The sequence below is a fragment of the Anabaena sp. TISTR 8404 genome (assembly GCF_056847745.1).
Genome location: NZ_CP180578.1, coordinates 1,624,556 through 1,640,417 on the forward strand (window position 1 = coordinate 1,624,556; position 15,862 = coordinate 1,640,417).

A 15,862-nucleotide genomic window follows, 5' to 3' on the forward strand; every position below is an offset into this window, starting at 1 on the left:
ACTTATGCGGAAAACAACTTTATTAACATTAGCTTTTTCTAGCTTATTAATTCTCCCAGCAATGGCACAACTAGGAAAAGTTTGGACTGATTTTCAGTATTACTCTGTAGATTTACAAAACTATCTCAGAAGTAATGTAAATGGAACTTTCAGACCACTAGATATTAGAACTCAAGGTGCGCTCAGTAATTCCAGTGGAGAATTGAATATACCAGATCCAGTGGCGGCTGGTAAACAAGTACGCGACGAAATTGTGATTAACTCTATATCAGGTAGATATGAAAATAATTCCGCAGTTAATGGCGCAGGGGTAAGTAATGAATTAAATCGCATAGTAACTCGTGGTGCTGTATCAGGTGTTTTGGGTAGAGAAGGACAAGTACGCCTAAAAACTAAATTAGAAGATACAGAAAGAAGTATAGAAACCATTGCCCAGTCTATTGAAGATGCTGATGATTTTTTAGGTAATCTTAAAGATCAGGTATGTAAAATAGCAAATAATATGGTTGCTAATCAAACTTTATGTCAATCGACTATCCAACAAGAAGCAACTGTTAAAATCCTCCAAGAACAAGCAAAAATTAATGCAGAAAATCTGGCTCAAACAATTCAAACCAATCAAACAGTTCAATACACTAATTTAAATTTAGCTAATATTTCTCAACAAGTTGAAGAAGCAAACCGCGCTCGTCGAGTTGATTCTGCAACAGAAGCAGCAAGACTTTTACGAACTGCTTCTCAAATAGATTTATTTGGTAGAGAAAATGGAAATTAATATATAAAAACTGTGAATTAAAATGCAGCTTTATCTTTTACAAGCTTTTCCAGGCATTACTGATACTCTTGAAAATGGCTCAACAACAGCTAGAAGTATTGCTGAAAGTTGGGACAAACAATGGCTAGAGTTATTACAAAATAATACAAGTAATAATTTATATGGAGCGCTAACAAATTTAGGAATATTTTTTGCTGTTGGCACGCTCTTATTTTTTATGGTGCAGTGGCTAAAAGATGTTATTTACAGTGAATATTCTCGTCCTATAACTGGTTTGATTTGGCCTTTTGTGGTCGTAGTTTTATTAAGTAATCCTGGTGATGGTAGTGTGCTTTCAAACCTCACTTTAGGTGTCAGGAATTTTATCAATGTTGTGAATCAACAAGTAGTAGCTACAGCTGATGCAGAACAAACATATCAGCAAGCAATAAATATGAGTGTAGCGGAAGAAGTGGCAGGTTCTTTACTGCGTCCTTGCCAAGCACTCACAGGAGAACAACAAACTCAATGTTTGAACAAAGCCAGTGACCAAATTGATGACCTTTGGCAAGAATATAGAAATCGATACGGAAATAAAACTTGGATAGATAGGTTAGAAAATCAAGTTAATCAAATTAAGTTTGGTACAGGAATTGCTAACGGAATTGTCACTGATACTGCATTTAATGCACTGTTAGGCAATACAGGACAGACAAGTATTAAAAACTTTTTAATTTCGTTACAATATGCTTTTCAAAACTTGCTAGAAGCTACGATGTTGCTGATAGCAGCTTTAGGCCCTATAGCTGTAGGTGCTTCATTATTACCTGTTGCTGGTAAGCCAATTTTTGCTTGGCTTACAGGGTTTTTAGCAGCGGGAATTGCCAAGATTTCTTTTAATATTATTGCAGCATTGACAGCCGCAGTCATTGTTAATGGCCCAGGAGAAGATATTAACGCCAGCCCTGATTTAATGTGGTTTATCATCTTTTTAGGAATTTTAGCGCCTTTGTTGTCGTTGTTATTAGCAGCGGCTGGCGGGTTTGCAGTTTTTGGCGCTATTAGTAATACTGAAACTTTGGTGAAAAATCGGATATAGCAAAAAAAGTCTGAAGTCTGAAGTCTGAAATGAAGAAACTCTTATAGTAAGTAAGGCTTTCAGCAATTTAAAGACAGACTTTCTTCCCCTACTCCCTATATGTCTTAAAAGGTGATCGTATGGTCAATTTACTTAAAAAAAGACAACCTAAACAAACAGGAAGTGTGTTGACGACTTTTGCGATCGCCACTTTTAGTTTGCAAATCTTAGTGTTAATTTTATTTATTATTCAAGGCTTAAATATTCGTCAACTGAGTCTGCGAAAACCACCTAACTTTGTGCAGATGATTGATGGTAAGTCACCCACCGCAACTGATGAATTAGAAAGAGACTCTGAAACAATTAGTCAATTCGTCAGTAAAACGATGATTTCTATGTTCAACTGGTCGGGAAACTTACCACCACAAACTGTCGAAGAAGTCGCTAAACCTAAACCAGATCCAGGAATACAAGTACGCACTTTAAAAGGTGGTAATAGAAACGTTACTACTAGTACTTGGATAGCTAGTTTTGCAATTTCCGAAGACTTTCGTAAAGGTTTATTAAGTGCGATCGCAGAACTAACACCACCAGAAGTTTTTACTAGCAACCCTAGCCAAAGCATCACAGCACAATTAGTTATTAAGCGCCTATATCCTCCTCAAAAAATCGCCCCTGGTAAATGGCGTGTTGGGATGGTAGCTGACTTAGTTCAAATAAAACGTTCTGAAAATCGCCGCAGAGTCACAGCATTTAATAAAGATTTATTAGTCCGTGCAGTTGATTATTTTCCTTATCCTCTCAGCGAAAATAGCACAGATCTACAAAAAGCAATTTATAACACTCGCACAGACAAACTAGAAATTTATGAAATTCGGAATTTGTGTTTAATAGATGAATATAATAATCCAGAAGATAAAACAAATCAATGTCTCAATCAGAGAATAAATAATACTTTTCTTCAATAACTATCTGATAAAGAACAACTGATAACAAATAATCAAAATTTATTCCTCATTCCCTATAAATAGTATTCATGCAAATCCTTAAAACAGAAAACAAAAAAAGTAATATTTTACCTTTATTTGCCGTCGCCACTTTCGGCTTAAACGTCTTTGCCTTACTACTATTAATGTTTCATGGATCGATGTTACAGGCTCTTAAACAACAATTAACACCGCAAAGTTTAGTACAACTTGTAGACGGTCAAGCCATAACAGTAGATCCCAAACCAAGCTTTGAAAGATATCCCGAAACAATTCGTCGCTTTGTCGGTGAAACCATGAGCCTTATGCTAACTTGGTCAGATCAACAACCGCCCCAAACAGCCTGGGATATTAGTTCTCAGATGTTATCTAATAACATTAAACAAAAATTACTTTTAGAATTGACAAATTTAAAAGCAGGCTCGCAATTTCAAACTATTAATAAAGGCAGCGAATATGTATTAATTATTGATAGCATTTCTCAGCCTACAAAAATTACAGAGGGAGCCTGGAAATTAGAAATGTATGCTCATCAATTAAGTTTTAGTAATTATGACAAATTAGGAGTATCAAGTCCTTTTAATAAACAAATTTTAGTCCGAGCCGTCGATGAAGCAGTAACCTCATTACCTGCAAAACCTTCGCTCTGGCATTTAGCTGCCCACCGTCTTGGCGAAGCGAGATTAGAAATTTACAATATATGTGACATAAAAGACAAAAATTGTTCTTAACATTATCACCAAGCTATATACCATGACTTCTTATTCCATTTCTTCAGAACTTCCTTCTCAAAGTCTTGTGAATCGCCCTAATCCTGATTCACAAAAACAAACAGAATCTTCAGACTGGGAATCAAAAATCGCAAGATTAGTAGGTTTTGAAGACGAATCAAAAACTGTGAATGTCGAAGCTACTGAAGAGCCAGACATTCCAGAGGCTTTGACTTCTGAACCACAAGAAGTTAAAACTACTCAACCTCTGTCGGCAAATCCTTTTGCTAAATTAACTTTAGTTGGTTCTGCCACCTTAGTGGTAGTTTTGTTAGCTGGTGGTTTTTTATCACAATTAATGAGTGGTAGCGGTAAAAAGTCGGCAAATAATGTTGTTACCGTTCCGACTCCATCAACAACCACTGCTCCTCGCCAGCAAGATTTACAACAAGAAGTCGAAGATCTGAAAACAAAATTAGCCTTGGCTGAACAAGCAGAAGCAGTCTCAGCATCTCAACAAGATCTCAGAAATCCAGCCAGAGTAGTTTCGCAGGTAAATACCAGACCTAACCGCGAAGCTACAAGAAATGTCAGGCCAGCAGTACAAGCACCACCTCAAATAGTCTATGTTCCTCGTCAGGCTAATCCGGCTCCAGTCAGATCTGCTGCTGTTACCTCTATCCCCGAAAGTCGGCCAGTCCCAGAATTTTCACCACCACCACAACCAGTAGTGACAACTCCACCTGCTCCACCAGATCCGCTTCAGGAATGGGCAAAGTTAGCTAAATTGGGTAGCTACGGTCAAGTTTCTACAACTGGGACATCTGCGGTTAATATCAGTCAAGTTCCCCCAGCCAGCAACAACAATACTGTTACCTCACCAGAGCTAACACAACCCCAGAATCAACCACAACCACAACCTCAGCCAAATACTGGACTTAGTGTAGCCCAAAATCAAGGGCCGAAGACTGTAGCTGTTGGCACAAGTACTAAAGCTGTGGTAGCTACAGCAATTTTTGGAGAAACCACCAGATCAAGAAATAACAACAAAGACGACGACGAAGATAAAAACGTATTTGTCATTCAATTAAAACAACCTTTAAAGTCTACCGATGGTCAAGTTGCCATTCCGGCAAAAACGGAGTTATTAGCTGACATTAAATCTATTTCCGAGCAAGGTCTGTTGCAGTTAAATGTTACCAAAATTGTTTCCCAAAAAGATGGTGTCATTTCAGAAACTACCTTGCCGAAAAATGCCATTATTATTCGTGGTGTCAAAGGTAGACCTTTATTAGCCAATAAATTCCCGAATTCAGGTGGCGCTATTGCTGGTATGGATTTAGGTTTATTTGTATTGGGTGGTATTGGTAAAGCCGCAGAGTTATTTAACCGTACAGAGGCTCAAGTTGTGACTACAACTGCGACAGGTACGATTGTTAGTAATACTAATCCCAGACGCAACATTTTAGCTGGTGTTTTGGAAGGTGGTTTTAACTCTGTAGTTCCCCAAATTTCCCAACGCAATCAACAAGCAATTGCGCAATTAACCCAACAAACTAACGTCTGGTTTATAGCTGCTGGCAAAGAAGTGGAAGTATACGTTAATCAACCGTTACAGTTTTAATTTTTACTACTGATGTAGTTTAGCGATCGCAGTTATGAAACATGTCAATTCTTCTCCTTTCTTCTCTCTGGCCTCCTTGATGGTTTCCGCCGGAATTCTCTTGCTGGCTGGTCGAGCCGTAGCGCAAAATGCAGTTCTGCGTTCTATGCTTTCTTGTCAAGCACAAGGCTTAAGTGGTGTAGTGCCAACTATTACAGTTTCTTATGTGCAAGGGACAAATTTAAGCTTTTTGCCAGCTGGCGAAACAATTAAAAAAGTCTGGTTAAATGACCCATCACAAGTAACTATAGATTTTGATGGGCCAGTATGTATGCAGTTCGGACAAAATCAAAATTTCAATTCTGGAGATTGTAAAAACTCAGCTGCAAACGTCATTCAACTCAGGCGCATTCCTAAACTCAAAATTCCTGGACTACCAAACACAGATAAAACACTTTTAACAGTGATTACTGAAGGGCAAGGCAAAAGTAAGCTGTATACTTTTCAAGTCCTTTATACAGACTCTGACCCTGGCTATCACACTTTAGCGATTTATGGTGATGAAGCTACCACAGATAACAAGTCTCCTTGTCTGCGCCATCCTCGGTAAAAAAATAGACCGCAAGGGGTAGGGGGAAAGAGTAAACAACCAATGAATTTTTATCAGGATTTTCGTGAAATGGTATGAAGGCGTAAATTCTTGCGCCTTTACATCAGTCTTTGCGTCATTCTTAACAATCTGAAATTTTCCAAAATGTAAATATCCTGCCCCGAATAAATTATGTGCGTCAAGTTATCAGCTATTATATACACTGATTTTAACTAGCTAACAACTACGCTGGTGGGGTTAACTCAGTGTTTATTCACAGTTTGTCAAGACAACGAGATTGGTCTACCCGTTGGACAAAAGCAGCTATATCATCTGCCTTAATCATGGGTGTACTAATTGGCAGAGACAATACAGTCCAAGCGCAACCTACTCCAGATCAGACTCTACCTCATAATTCAACTGTTACACCTCAGAGTCAGTATTAGTAAGTGGTAACAGTAATTTATCAGTAGAAGCTACCGCAGGTGCTACTGCTGGTAAATTAACAGTCAATACAAATCAGTTGAATATCTCTGATAATTCACGAGTTAGTGTTAGCAGTCCTCAAGGACAAGCAGGCAACTTAGAAATAGCAGCTAATTCTTTATTTCTCAATCGAGGAAGCATTACCGCAGAAACTGGCTCTGGAGAGCAAGGCGGAGCCAATATTCGGCTAGACAGACTTAATACCTTATTGCTAAGAAACGAAAGTCTCATTTCTGCCACTGCTAACAGTAGAGCTAATGGTGGCAACATTGATATCAATACCAAATTCTTAATTGTTTTACCGCCAACGGGTTTAAAAGGTAGTGATATTATTGCGAATGCAGAATTTGGCAACGGTGGTAGGATTGACGTTAATGCTCAAGCCATATTTGGTATTCGATTTCAGCCACAGCAAACTGCCGTTAACGATTTTACTGTTAGTTCAGAGTTTGGCGCTCAAGGTGAAGTGCAAATTAACAGTGTCAATGAACCTAACAGTAGCTTAACGAAATTGCCAGAAAATTTAGTTGATTCCAGCGAACTCATTGCCCAAGATGCCTGTCAAAAAAGTTCGGATAGCACCTTTAGTATCCTTGGGCGTGGCGGCTTGCCACCTGCTCCGAATGAAACTCTTACTAATGATGTGGTGTGGTCTGATACTCGTCTAACTGCATTTCCCAGAAAGACTGAAACCCCAAGAAAATTGTCAGAAATAAAAAATTTTATTCCAAATGTTGAGGTTGTGCCTATATCACATGCTACAGGTTGGGTGTTAGACAATAAAGGAAAAGTCACACTGGTTTCTCATCTACCCAAGGCTACAGCTAGGGTTTTTCAAAGCTCTTTGACTACTTGCCCACAACGTTAAGCTAAAACATCTATTTGTTGCATAATCACTTCATGAAGTTGTTGACTGTCAACCTTTAACAGTCAACAATTCCATTAAATATGTACAGAACTTACGCAACTGGCAGTGAGATATTACTCATTATTCGATGGGACTGAGGCAGGAGCAGCAGGCGCAGACTCTGATTGTTTTCGAGAACGACGCAGAGCATTCCGCAGCTTAGTGCTACTATCGGAGGTTGCAGCTGAATCTGGACGACGGCGACGGCGTAGCACTCTTTGTGAGTTATTTTCACCACTTGACGTAGCTGCTTGGCTCGGACGTGGCTGTGGCGTGTTGTTGTTAGTACGCTGACGCAAGCGACCACGAAGCGGAGTGCTTTCTGATGCTGATGCTGGCTCTCGTCTCTGCCTTGTTTCTGGCGGAACATCAACAATAGTTCCTGAAGTTAAACGCCGCCTGCGTCTAGGAGTTTCACTACTTGCGCTTTGATTAGCATCTGCTGTTGGTTGATTTCTTTGTTCGGCTTCTCTGGCTTGTCTTTGCCGCTTGCGTTCTTGAGCTTCCCGATATCGGCGTGAGCCACGGATAGCGTACTCAGTCTCAATTGTTACTCCTTGTCTACCACCATCATTCGGCTTCAGTTTCCATTCACGAGCTTGTCTGAGGTGTGCCTCGTCTAGCTCTCGATTTCCACTAGAACGAGTCAATCTGACGTTAGTAACATTTCCGTTAGCATCGGTATCAACAGCAACACCAACTTTGCCTTCAATACCTCGCCGTCTTGCTTGTTCTGGATACTTACTGTCACACTGACGGCAGGCTGCACGGCCATTGCCACTCCGACGATTAGATGGTGCTTCAATTTTGGGCGGTTTCGGTGCTACTGCTACTAGATTATCATTACCGCTACGGTTACCAGTACCAGTGCCTGTACCATTACCGCTACCTATACCAGTACCGCTACCAGTGCCAGTGCCTGTACCATTACCGCTACCTACACCAGTACCGCTACCAGTACCACTACCAATACCTACACCAGTACCACTACCAGTACTAGTTAAAATTCCTGTGCCACCACTAGAACCTGAACCACCACTGTTACTAATACTAGTTAATTCGGGTCTAACGCTAGAAGCTGAACTACTACTAGTGGCTGTAGATGTCTGCGTAGTCTTGGGACTAGTAGTCACTGCATTAGACACAACAGGGTTTTTGACAGAGGTTGAAGGTTTATCGGGTTGGATAGTCTGTTTTGGTTGCTGTTTAATAGGCTGAATTTGAGGCTTTTCAACAAATTTTTGAACTGGAGCGATCGCTATTGGCTGTTTTTGAGCAATAACAGGTGACTGTTCAGGAATCTGAGTTCGCGGTTGAGACACTACTGGATCAGGTTGCTCCTTTTTTTCTTCTATAGGAGCTTTTTCTATTTTTGGTTCCGGAACATCAGCGATCGCTATTTCTATTGGTTCATTTTCTTCAGTAGGTACTCTCGCCAAAAAGTTGCCTATACCAGAAGCCAGTACGACAATATGCAGTGCCAGAGAACCCACCAAACTGTAACCCAGAAATAACCTTAGAGCCTGAGCTTCTTTAGAACGTTGCTCAACAGCAATGCTGGAAAAGCTCATAGTTATTGCCACCTATTATCACTAAACTCTGTCATTTTATAATGCTCCTTGACAAATATCAAGCCAAAAATTAGGACTTTGTAGCACTGCTGCGGCTACAACACAGTTCATAGTTTAGAAAAAATAGTTCTTTTGGTAAATGATCTGCTTTTGCAAGACATTGCTTTTGTTAAAAACAATAAACTTTTAAAAAATAAATATCAATTAAGCTATAAAGCTTTTGAGAAAAACTCTCACTTATAGTGGGGGACAGGTAATAGGTGACAGGTAACAGAGTTAAAAGTCTTTTGCTGTCTAAGTTTTCTTATTTCCTGATGTCCTCACTATTTTGGCTACTGCCATAACTTAGAAAATAAAAAATTGGAGTAAGACAACCTACTCCAAAGAAAATCACGCGGTACCTGGGAAATTAAAGTCTAGAAGGGACGGCTACCTGCGAGGCTAACGCGCTTCATAACTCGGCGCTCATTCGGATCAAAAGCTTGACGGTAGTGTAAAGTAGCTTGATTGTCCCAGTAGACGATATCGCCTACAGACCATTGATGTTTGTAGTAAAACTGCGGCTGATTTAGATGCTCTCTTAACTGTTCAATGAGTTCTGCACCTGCTTCTGGTTCTAAACCGACGACTTCAACTTCTGTGGCGTAGTCTAAATAAAGGATTTTTTTGCCACTTTCAGGATGTGTCCGCACTAGAGGATGGGGAAATACAGGGCTAATCAGCGGAATATTGCGATCTAAACGGTATGTAGTTTTAGGAGCAGAGCGATCGCGTAAAAATGGATTGTAAGTAATCAACTGTAAATCTGCAATCCGGCGTTTAGTTGCTTCATCCAAAGTTTCATAAGCCAAGTTGAGGTTCAACCAATAAGTATCACCACCTTGAGAAGGTACTTCCAACGCATAAAGCAACGAACCAGCAGACGGACGAGGAGTCCAATGGTGGTCAGAATGGAAGGCTAATTCTCCTGTACCTGTATAGCCACCATCGACATTAGAAATGTTAATCACTACTGGCGTTACACCTGGTTGAGAAGCCAATACAGGAATATCATCTGGTGGTACATATAGGTCGCCAAAGTAGTATGCAAAATTCAAAAATTGCTCATCAGTCAGCTTTTGATTTTTGAAGATTAAAATGTGGCGATCGCGCAAAGTTTGTTTCAGTTGTAAAATAACTTCCGGTGCAACAGGTTGACTCGCATCTAAACCAGTCACCACTGCTCCCAAAGGCGCATCAATAGGTGTAATTTTTACTTCTGTTAAAGTTAATGTTGGCATAATATCTCCACACTTGTAATTAGAAAAATCTGCAAAACTCTCAATCAAAATAGAGAGTAAAAATACTACTTTCCTACTCCCTATTGTTTCGCTAACACATCCGAAGGAGTAATTTTGGCATATTCTTCAGGAGTCAAAAATCCTTCTCTGACATTCACTTTTTTAGGTATTTGACCTAAGCTGTACCATTTGTCTGCAACTTCTTGTTGTTTAACAATCACCTGTTCAGTGATTGGTTTTAAACCATATTCATATTTACCATGCATAATCTCTAGGGTAGGTACATCAAGCTGAGTAACTGGAGCTAATAATTTTGCAGCTTCTGCACGATACTCTTTAATCCAAAGATCCGATTTTTCTAGCTCCTCTAAAAATGCTTTGATCACATCAGGATGTGCTTCGTAAAACTGCCTTGTGGTTGAGTAAAAATTACCTGTATCACGCAAATTACCACCATCTACCAACACCCGACCAACTTTATTTTGTTCGGCTCTAGTAACAAACGGCTCCCAGATAAACCAAGCATCCACTTTGCCTTGGCTAAAAGCTACATTAGCATCTGGTGGTGGCAAAAATACAGACTGTACATCACTTAATTTTAGCCCCACTGATTCTAATGCTTTCACTAAAAGATAGTGACCAATTGATGCTTTTTGAAAAGCAACTTTTTTACCTTTTAAGTCAGCAATAGATTTCACAGGTGAGTTTGTCGGAACTAACAGCGAGATAGATTTACCACTAGAAAATGTAGTAGCTAGGTAGACAAGAGGCGTTCCTGCGGCTTGCGAAAATATTGGAGGTGATTCTGCTGTAGATGCTATGTCCAGTCCGCCTGCATTTAAGGCTTCTAATTGTTGTGGCCCAGCAGCAAACTCCGGCCATTCTACTTTAAAACCCAGGGGTTCCAATCTTTTCTCTAAAGAACCCTGCTTTTCTAAAACAGCTAATGGGGAAAGTTGCTTTGAACGCACAATTCGTACTACTTGCTTTTCGGCATGAGTTGGTGCATTTGCTTGCTGTTGAGTATTGTTAGATGGCGCGTTACAACTTAACAGAGTAGTTGATATTACCAAACAGTAGCCAACTACAAATATTAGAGAGCGACGTACTACTTTTAGCCGTTTCAGGAAATTAATTTTTCTAGTAAACTTGACATAGCTATTGTAATTAAAAAGCATAAATGAAAAATTTTGTATTCTGTTATTTATTTTAGTGTTGAAGATTTTATTTAGGAAAAAGAGTGGGTATTACCCACCCTATATTGACTCGATGAGGGGCTGAAAACTCAATCAACTGTTAGGAGGCAACCCTGAGAAAACTTGAGGTAAGAGAGTGCTATTAACCCACCCCAATGTCGTGCTAGTGAGATATAAATCTTTGGCAAGAAAGACAAAAATACAACCTAAAATTAGTAAAAATCTAGTGCATAAACATTCTTTTGCTTAAATTTTAACTTTTTATTTTTGCCTTTCTTGCTAATGCTTCCAAGCCACATGAATATTAGCTTTGATTTCCTCGGTGAACTCTCCAGAAGGCTCAACTTCTAGTAATGCTGCTTGCAAATCTGCTTCAAACGCTTCGGCATTATCACCAAAGAAAATCTTCAATGCAAAAGCTGTCGTGTATAAATAGCCAAGATAGCTAGAGACTGTCCAAGTTTTTTGAAAAGGTACTTCAAATACTTCTTGACGAGCAAAAGCGGAATTGGCAATTACCACTTCATGAGGAGGATCTACGGGTTTACGGATACCTTGTCCTCGTTGTCCAGTCCGTCGTTCTTCTCCTAACCATTTTTTCACAACTCCAATGGCAGCTTGTTTCCAAGGTAAAGAACTTAACCAAGGATTCTCATTGGTATTAATCAGCGCTAAACCACCATCCTCAGAAAGTAGCTCATAAATACGTTCTAGTACAAGCTCTCGCTCCATCCAGTGGAAAGCTCTACCGATGGTAACTAATTTGAATATCCCTAAACTAGAGTCGATGAGTTCTGCACCTTGTTCTAGCCAAGTGATGTTATTTGCTCCTACTGCGGCTGCTTGGTGTTGCGCTTCTTGCAACATTTCTGAGGAGGGATCTACAGCCACTACTTCCTCAAATTGATTTCGCAAAGGAATAGCAATTAATCCTGGGCCGCAACCTAAGTCTAGAAGCCTTCCTTGTCCGTTAAGATTAAATATTTCTGTTAGTTTCTCAAAGAGAGCAGGTGGATATTTAGTTCTGTACTGAGCGTAGTCTTCCGCAGCGCCTTCAAATAATGTTGGGTCATAGTTAGGAAGGGTTTTTAATGCCTGTACCATTATTCAGTTTCCTTTTAATTTAGGAAAGTAAGGTGGACATTTAATCATGTCCACCCTATGAGTTAACGAGTAGACAGCTTTATTGAAGTCTGAAGTGTGAAGTGCGAAATTTTATTCTTCAGTCTTTTTAGTTTCTAATTAAGTTAGGGAAAGTTTTTGCAACTCAGAGCTTTTGTTACTGTGGTTCTTTAACCATCCAATCTGTTAATGAAAAGTCAGATTGGGCTAACTTTTGTGAAACAAGAAACTTTTTCGTACTTTCTAAGAGTTTCACTCCGTCAGATGGAAATGGTTCTTCGGGAACTTGATTTAATGGGTAAGATGTTTTGATAATCTCGATTGGGTATTTACTAGTTTGGGCGTGATACTTGTAATATTCTTCGGAGTTAGCTTTTAAATCTTTGACAGCTACTGTGAGGAGTGTATTCAGTTTCCGTGGGAAATCAGGCTGTTGAGACAGGAACTTTTCGGTTGCGACAACTAATGATGTTCCTGACAAATTATTGTGATCTGCTGATGAATCAATCACCGGAAATCCTTGAGATTTGAGAAAAGGCCCCATATCGCTGGAAGTTGCATAAGCAGCAATGTCTCCACGTTCTAAAGCAGACTTTGCCTCAGTACTCATTAAATGAACAACTTTGACATCTTTAGCAAGTTTAGTCTGATCTAATAGACCCAATAGGTAACGATGCATATATGAACCTTTTTGAGTAGCGACTTTCTCACCTTTCAGTTCAGTTAAAGAACGCGGGCCATTTTTTTTCGCTACTAGCCAGGCGGTATTATTAAACTGAGTAATCCGCAACAACTTAGTATTAATACCTCTGGCTCTCAGAACTATAGCTGGTGTATCGCCTAAAAAACCGACATCTATCTGTCCTGCGACAAGAGACTCATTTAAATCTGGCCCATTACCAAATCTGGCAAAGGTAATGTTCTGAAATCCAGATTTTTGTAGTTCATTTTCTAAGATTCCTTTTTTCTTTGCCCAACCCAGTGGCCCTGTTGGTTCTGCACTACCTACATAGCCTATGCGTAAGGTAGTTGTAGTGCTAACATTTTCCGCTTGGACTCTAGAATTGCTGCCATCTTGACTACATGCTGTTGTTAGTAGCAGGAAGCACACAACTAAAGTTGATAATCTTGAAGTCAATTTATTTTGACTGACAAAACCAGTCCCTACTGCAAACGACAGCATATTTGTTTTCTCCGTTGTGAAATCAAATTCAGGAGTCAGAACTGAGGTTTATTGGCTGCTGATGGTTAACCGTCAACATTCAACGCAGATGCACGAAGCTTATTCTCCTCATTTCATCTGTTTTAAAACTTGAAATGTTTGATCCGTTTTGGCGGTAGAAGTTTGTTGTTTTCCCCATCCGATATTTTTGCGGTAGCTACCAAGTAATCCAGATGCCGCCAATTCTGCCTCGTTGACTGAGGTTTGTAGCTCAGTTTCTGGTGCTACATAAAGAGCGTCAACAGGACAATACAATTCGCACATAAAACAGGTTTGGCAATCACTCTGACGTGCAATTGTTGGCGGTGCATCAGGTACAGGATCAAATACGTTAGTAGGGCAAACGTTAACGCAGAGATTACACCCAATGCATCGTGACTGGCTGACTAACTCAATCACGCTGCTACTCCTGTTTTTGATAAAGATTTATCAGCGCTGTTGAGTGGTTCTGTTTTTACCCAAACTTGATCTAAACCACCACTAATTAAGTAATGTTGTTGATTAGCATCCTGTTGGGGATAGTCTTGGTGTTTGTGCATTCCGCGCGTTTCTTTGCGTTCCAAGGCACTGCTGTACATCCATCGCGCTGTGGCTACCATTGCGGCGGCTTCTCGCGCTCGGATGAGTTGGTTGTCTTCTATATGGGTATCGCGGATTATTTGCCACAGGCTATTGAGGCGGGAGAGAGATTCAGATAAGCCTTTTTCTGTGCGGAAATAATTGCGATTGTAGGGGAAGACTTCGGTTTGTACTGCCTGGATGAATTCGTTGATGTTTAGGCTAGAAGAGTTTTCAGTTTTTGGCTGCAACACTGCTTCACCCACGCCTCGAACTTGGCGTTGATGTACTTGCTGTCCTAGATTTAAGGCATACTTGGCAGCAGAATTTCCTGCCCAATAACCGGAGGAAATCGCCCAAGCGGCATTATGGCTACCGCCACCTGTGAAACCACCGCAAATTAGTTCGCGGGTAGCAGCATCGCCAGCTGCATAAAGTCCTGGCACAGAAGCAGCACAGGTGTCATCAATAATCCGAATTCCACCTGTACCGCGTACTGTACCTTCTAGGCGTAGGGTTATGCGGAAACGTTGGGTAAATGGGTCAATACGCGCACGGTCAAAGGGTAAGAAGAAGTTGGGCTGTGCTAAACGCATCGATGCCTGCATTTCTTCGGAAGCTTTATCTAGAATGGCGTAAACTGGCTGTTGCAGTAAGGTTTCAGCAATTACAGAGCGTCCTCGTTGAGAACCTGCACCGGGAATTGGTGTGCCATCTTCGTAGGTAAAGGTTGCCCAGTTGTAAAAGAGGGTTTTGGTAACTGAGGAAAAGGCAGGAGAGATGCCGTAAGCATTGGAAAACTCCATACCCGACATTTCGGCACCTGCTTCTGCCGCCATCAAGTAACCATCCCCAGTTAGGATGTTGCACCCTAACGCTTTGCTCAAGAATGCACAACCACCGGTGGCAATGATGGTAGCTCCTGATAGCACTCTCCACTTTTCACTCGTCTGACGGTTGATGCCGGTTGCACCTGCAACTTTGCCTTCTTTGTCTACTAGTAGTTCTAAGGCGGGGCTATGATCTAGTATTTGCACTCCAGCGCGTTTAATTTGCCGCCGCATTAGCCGCATATATTCTGGGCCTTGAAGCGATCGCCGATAGGGTTTACCTTGATCATCAACAGGAAAGGGATAACCCCACTCAGCTAATAGATTGACGTTCGCAAAAGTCTGATCCAAAACACGAGCCATCCAACGGCGGTTTGCTAAGAATCCCCCTAATGATTCTCGACTCGCCATCGCAGTTTCTCGCGCTTTTGGTTCGGGTGGTACATACCACACTCCATTCCCAGATGCCGCAGCACATCCAGATGTGCCACAGTAGCCTTTATCTACAAGCACCACCCTCGCACCACCAGATGCAGCACTCCACGCAGCCCAAGTACCTGCTGGGCCACCTCCAATTACAAGTACATCTGCTTCTAAGTTGAGTGCAAAATTATTTGCTAACGTCTTTAACATTAACTTTCTCTCCCCATTGATAGCTGCACACCGGAGAAAATTTTTCCCTTCTTTGCTAACTGCTTACTAACAGCCTCAACTGATAATTTGGCTGATTACCAGCAAATTCGCTTGCTATTTTAATACGGTAACTCTACCGATTTACCGTATTTTAACTATAACGAAGTCTCTCATGGTTCCCTAAAAAAAGCAAGACTCGTAATCAATTTAAAAGTAACGTTATATGAAGCAAGTTTAATGCCTAGGAAAAGGGCTTGATTTTTATATTGGTTTATGCAAATATCACAAAAGTAATTCTAAATAACATAAAGTCGATAGATTTACCGTTGTTTTTAAC

Annotated in this window: 15 protein-coding genes; 8 read left to right on the forward strand and 7 right to left on the reverse strand. The window is 40.5% G+C overall.

The annotated features are described in order from the left end of the window. Window positions 1-4 precede the first annotated feature (4 nt). The 8 genes from ACMX3D_RS06980 (at window position 5) to ACMX3D_RS07015 (ending at window position 7,074) form a co-directional block, all read left to right on the forward strand. Complete coding sequence (locus ACMX3D_RS06980) at window positions 5-775, forward strand: hypothetical protein (protein WP_482750709.1); 771 nt, start codon at window positions 5-7, stop codon at window positions 773-775. Between the two features lie 22 nt (window positions 776-797). Then, complete coding sequence (locus ACMX3D_RS06985; protein WP_482750710.1) at window positions 798-1,853, forward strand: hypothetical protein; 1,056 nt, start codon at window positions 798-800, stop codon at window positions 1,851-1,853. A gap of 119 nt (window positions 1,854-1,972) precedes the next feature. Then, window positions 1,973-2,800 carry a hypothetical protein gene (locus ACMX3D_RS06990; protein WP_482750711.1) on the forward strand — a complete coding sequence of 276 codons (828 nt, stop codon included), beginning with the start codon at window positions 1,973-1,975 and terminating at the stop codon, window positions 2,798-2,800. A 68-nt stretch (window positions 2,801-2,868) separates the two neighbouring features. Beyond that, the gene (locus ACMX3D_RS06995) at window positions 2,869-3,549 is read left to right on the forward strand and encodes a hypothetical protein (RefSeq protein ID WP_482750712.1); all 681 of its coding nucleotides are present in this window, start codon (window positions 2,869-2,871) and stop codon (window positions 3,547-3,549) included. A 22-nt stretch (window positions 3,550-3,571) separates the two neighbouring features. Beyond that, the gene (locus tag ACMX3D_RS07000; protein WP_482750713.1) at window positions 3,572-5,152 is read left to right on the forward strand and encodes a TrbI/VirB10 family protein; all 1,581 of its coding nucleotides are present in this window, start codon (window positions 3,572-3,574) and stop codon (window positions 5,150-5,152) included. 34 nt (window positions 5,153-5,186) lie between these two features. Next, window positions 5,187-5,741: a hypothetical protein gene (locus ACMX3D_RS07005; RefSeq protein ID WP_482750714.1), complete on the forward strand. Its 555-nt coding sequence runs from the start codon at window positions 5,187-5,189 to the stop codon at window positions 5,739-5,741. Window positions 5,742-5,986: 245 nt separating this feature from the next. Continuing rightward, a complete protein-coding gene (locus ACMX3D_RS07010; RefSeq protein ID WP_482750715.1) occupies window positions 5,987-6,166 on the forward strand; it encodes a hypothetical protein in 180 nt (59 codons plus the stop codon). A gap of 77 nt (window positions 6,167-6,243) precedes the next feature. Beyond that, window positions 6,244-7,074 (forward strand): hypothetical protein, encoded by an 831-nt coding sequence (locus ACMX3D_RS07015; RefSeq protein WP_482750716.1) that lies wholly within the window; start codon window positions 6,244-6,246, stop codon window positions 7,072-7,074. 113 nt (window positions 7,075-7,187) lie between these two features. Here ACMX3D_RS07015 and ACMX3D_RS07020 read toward each other — a convergent pair whose 3' ends face one another. The 7 genes from ACMX3D_RS07020 to ACMX3D_RS07050 all read right to left on the reverse strand — a co-directional run bounded on the left by ACMX3D_RS07020 (window position 7,188) and on the right by ACMX3D_RS07050 (window position 15,525). Then, a complete protein-coding gene (locus ACMX3D_RS07020) occupies window positions 7,188-8,684 on the reverse strand; it encodes a TonB family protein (protein ID WP_482750717.1) in 1,497 nt (498 codons plus the stop codon). Between the two features lie 416 nt (window positions 8,685-9,100). Continuing rightward, complete coding sequence (locus ACMX3D_RS07025) at window positions 9,101-9,964, reverse strand: TauD/TfdA dioxygenase family protein (protein ID WP_482750718.1); 864 nt, start codon at window positions 9,962-9,964, stop codon at window positions 9,101-9,103. 80 nt (window positions 9,965-10,044) lie between these two features. Beyond that, on the reverse strand, window positions 10,045-11,142 hold the full coding sequence (locus ACMX3D_RS07030; protein WP_482750719.1) for an aliphatic sulfonate ABC transporter substrate-binding protein: 1,098 nt from the start codon (window positions 11,140-11,142) through the stop codon (window positions 10,045-10,047). Window positions 11,143-11,439: 297 nt separating this feature from the next. Beyond that, window positions 11,440-12,264: a class I SAM-dependent methyltransferase gene (locus tag ACMX3D_RS07035; RefSeq protein WP_482750720.1), complete on the reverse strand. Its 825-nt coding sequence runs from the start codon at window positions 12,262-12,264 to the stop codon at window positions 11,440-11,442. Between the two features lie 175 nt (window positions 12,265-12,439). Continuing rightward, entirely contained in the window at window positions 12,440-13,465 is a 1,026-nt protein-coding gene (locus ACMX3D_RS07040) for an ABC transporter substrate-binding protein (RefSeq protein ID WP_482750721.1), read from the reverse strand. Between the two features lie 108 nt (window positions 13,466-13,573). After that, a complete protein-coding gene (locus tag ACMX3D_RS07045) occupies window positions 13,574-13,903 on the reverse strand; it encodes a 4Fe-4S binding protein (protein ID WP_482750722.1) in 330 nt (109 codons plus the stop codon). After that, complete coding sequence (locus ACMX3D_RS07050; protein ID WP_482750723.1) at window positions 13,900-15,525, reverse strand: FAD-dependent oxidoreductase; 1,626 nt, start codon at window positions 15,523-15,525, stop codon at window positions 13,900-13,902. Before ACMX3D_RS07050 ends, ACMX3D_RS07045 begins: the two co-directional genes overlap by 4 nt. Window positions 15,526-15,862 lie beyond the last annotated feature (337 nt).

What these genes read in the sequence shown, in the direction of transcription:
- ACMX3D_RS06980 (WP_482750709.1), top strand. Translation starts at nt 5, where the DNA reads ATGCGGAAAACAACTTTATTAACATTAGCTTTTTCTAGCTTATTAATT.
- ACMX3D_RS06990 (WP_482750711.1), top strand. Translation starts at nt 1,973, where the DNA reads ATGGTCAATTTACTTAAAAAAAGACAACCTAAACAAACAGGAAGTGTG.
- ACMX3D_RS07025 (WP_482750718.1), bottom strand. Translation starts at nt 9,964, where the DNA reads ATGCCAACATTAACTTTAACAGAAGTAAAAATTACACCTATTGATGCG.
- ACMX3D_RS06995 (WP_482750712.1), top strand. Translation starts at nt 2,869, where the DNA reads ATGCAAATCCTTAAAACAGAAAACAAAAAAAGTAATATTTTACCTTTA.
- ACMX3D_RS07050 (WP_482750723.1), bottom strand. Translation starts at nt 15,525, where the DNA reads ATGTTAAAGACGTTAGCAAATAATTTTGCACTCAACTTAGAAGCAGAT.
- ACMX3D_RS07040 (WP_482750721.1), bottom strand. Translation starts at nt 13,465, where the DNA reads ATGCTGTCGTTTGCAGTAGGGACTGGTTTTGTCAGTCAAAATAAATTG.
- ACMX3D_RS07005 (WP_482750714.1), top strand. Translation starts at nt 5,187, where the DNA reads ATGAAACATGTCAATTCTTCTCCTTTCTTCTCTCTGGCCTCCTTGATG.
- ACMX3D_RS07000 (WP_482750713.1), top strand. Translation starts at nt 3,572, where the DNA reads ATGACTTCTTATTCCATTTCTTCAGAACTTCCTTCTCAAAGTCTTGTG.
- ACMX3D_RS07030 (WP_482750719.1), bottom strand. Translation starts at nt 11,142, where the DNA reads ATGCTTTTTAATTACAATAGCTATGTCAAGTTTACTAGAAAAATTAAT.
- ACMX3D_RS07020 (WP_482750717.1), bottom strand. Translation starts at nt 8,684, where the DNA reads ATGAGCTTTTCCAGCATTGCTGTTGAGCAACGTTCTAAAGAAGCTCAG.
- ACMX3D_RS06985 (WP_482750710.1), top strand. Translation starts at nt 798, where the DNA reads ATGCAGCTTTATCTTTTACAAGCTTTTCCAGGCATTACTGATACTCTT.
- ACMX3D_RS07035 (WP_482750720.1), bottom strand. Translation starts at nt 12,264, where the DNA reads ATGGTACAGGCATTAAAAACCCTTCCTAACTATGACCCAACATTATTT.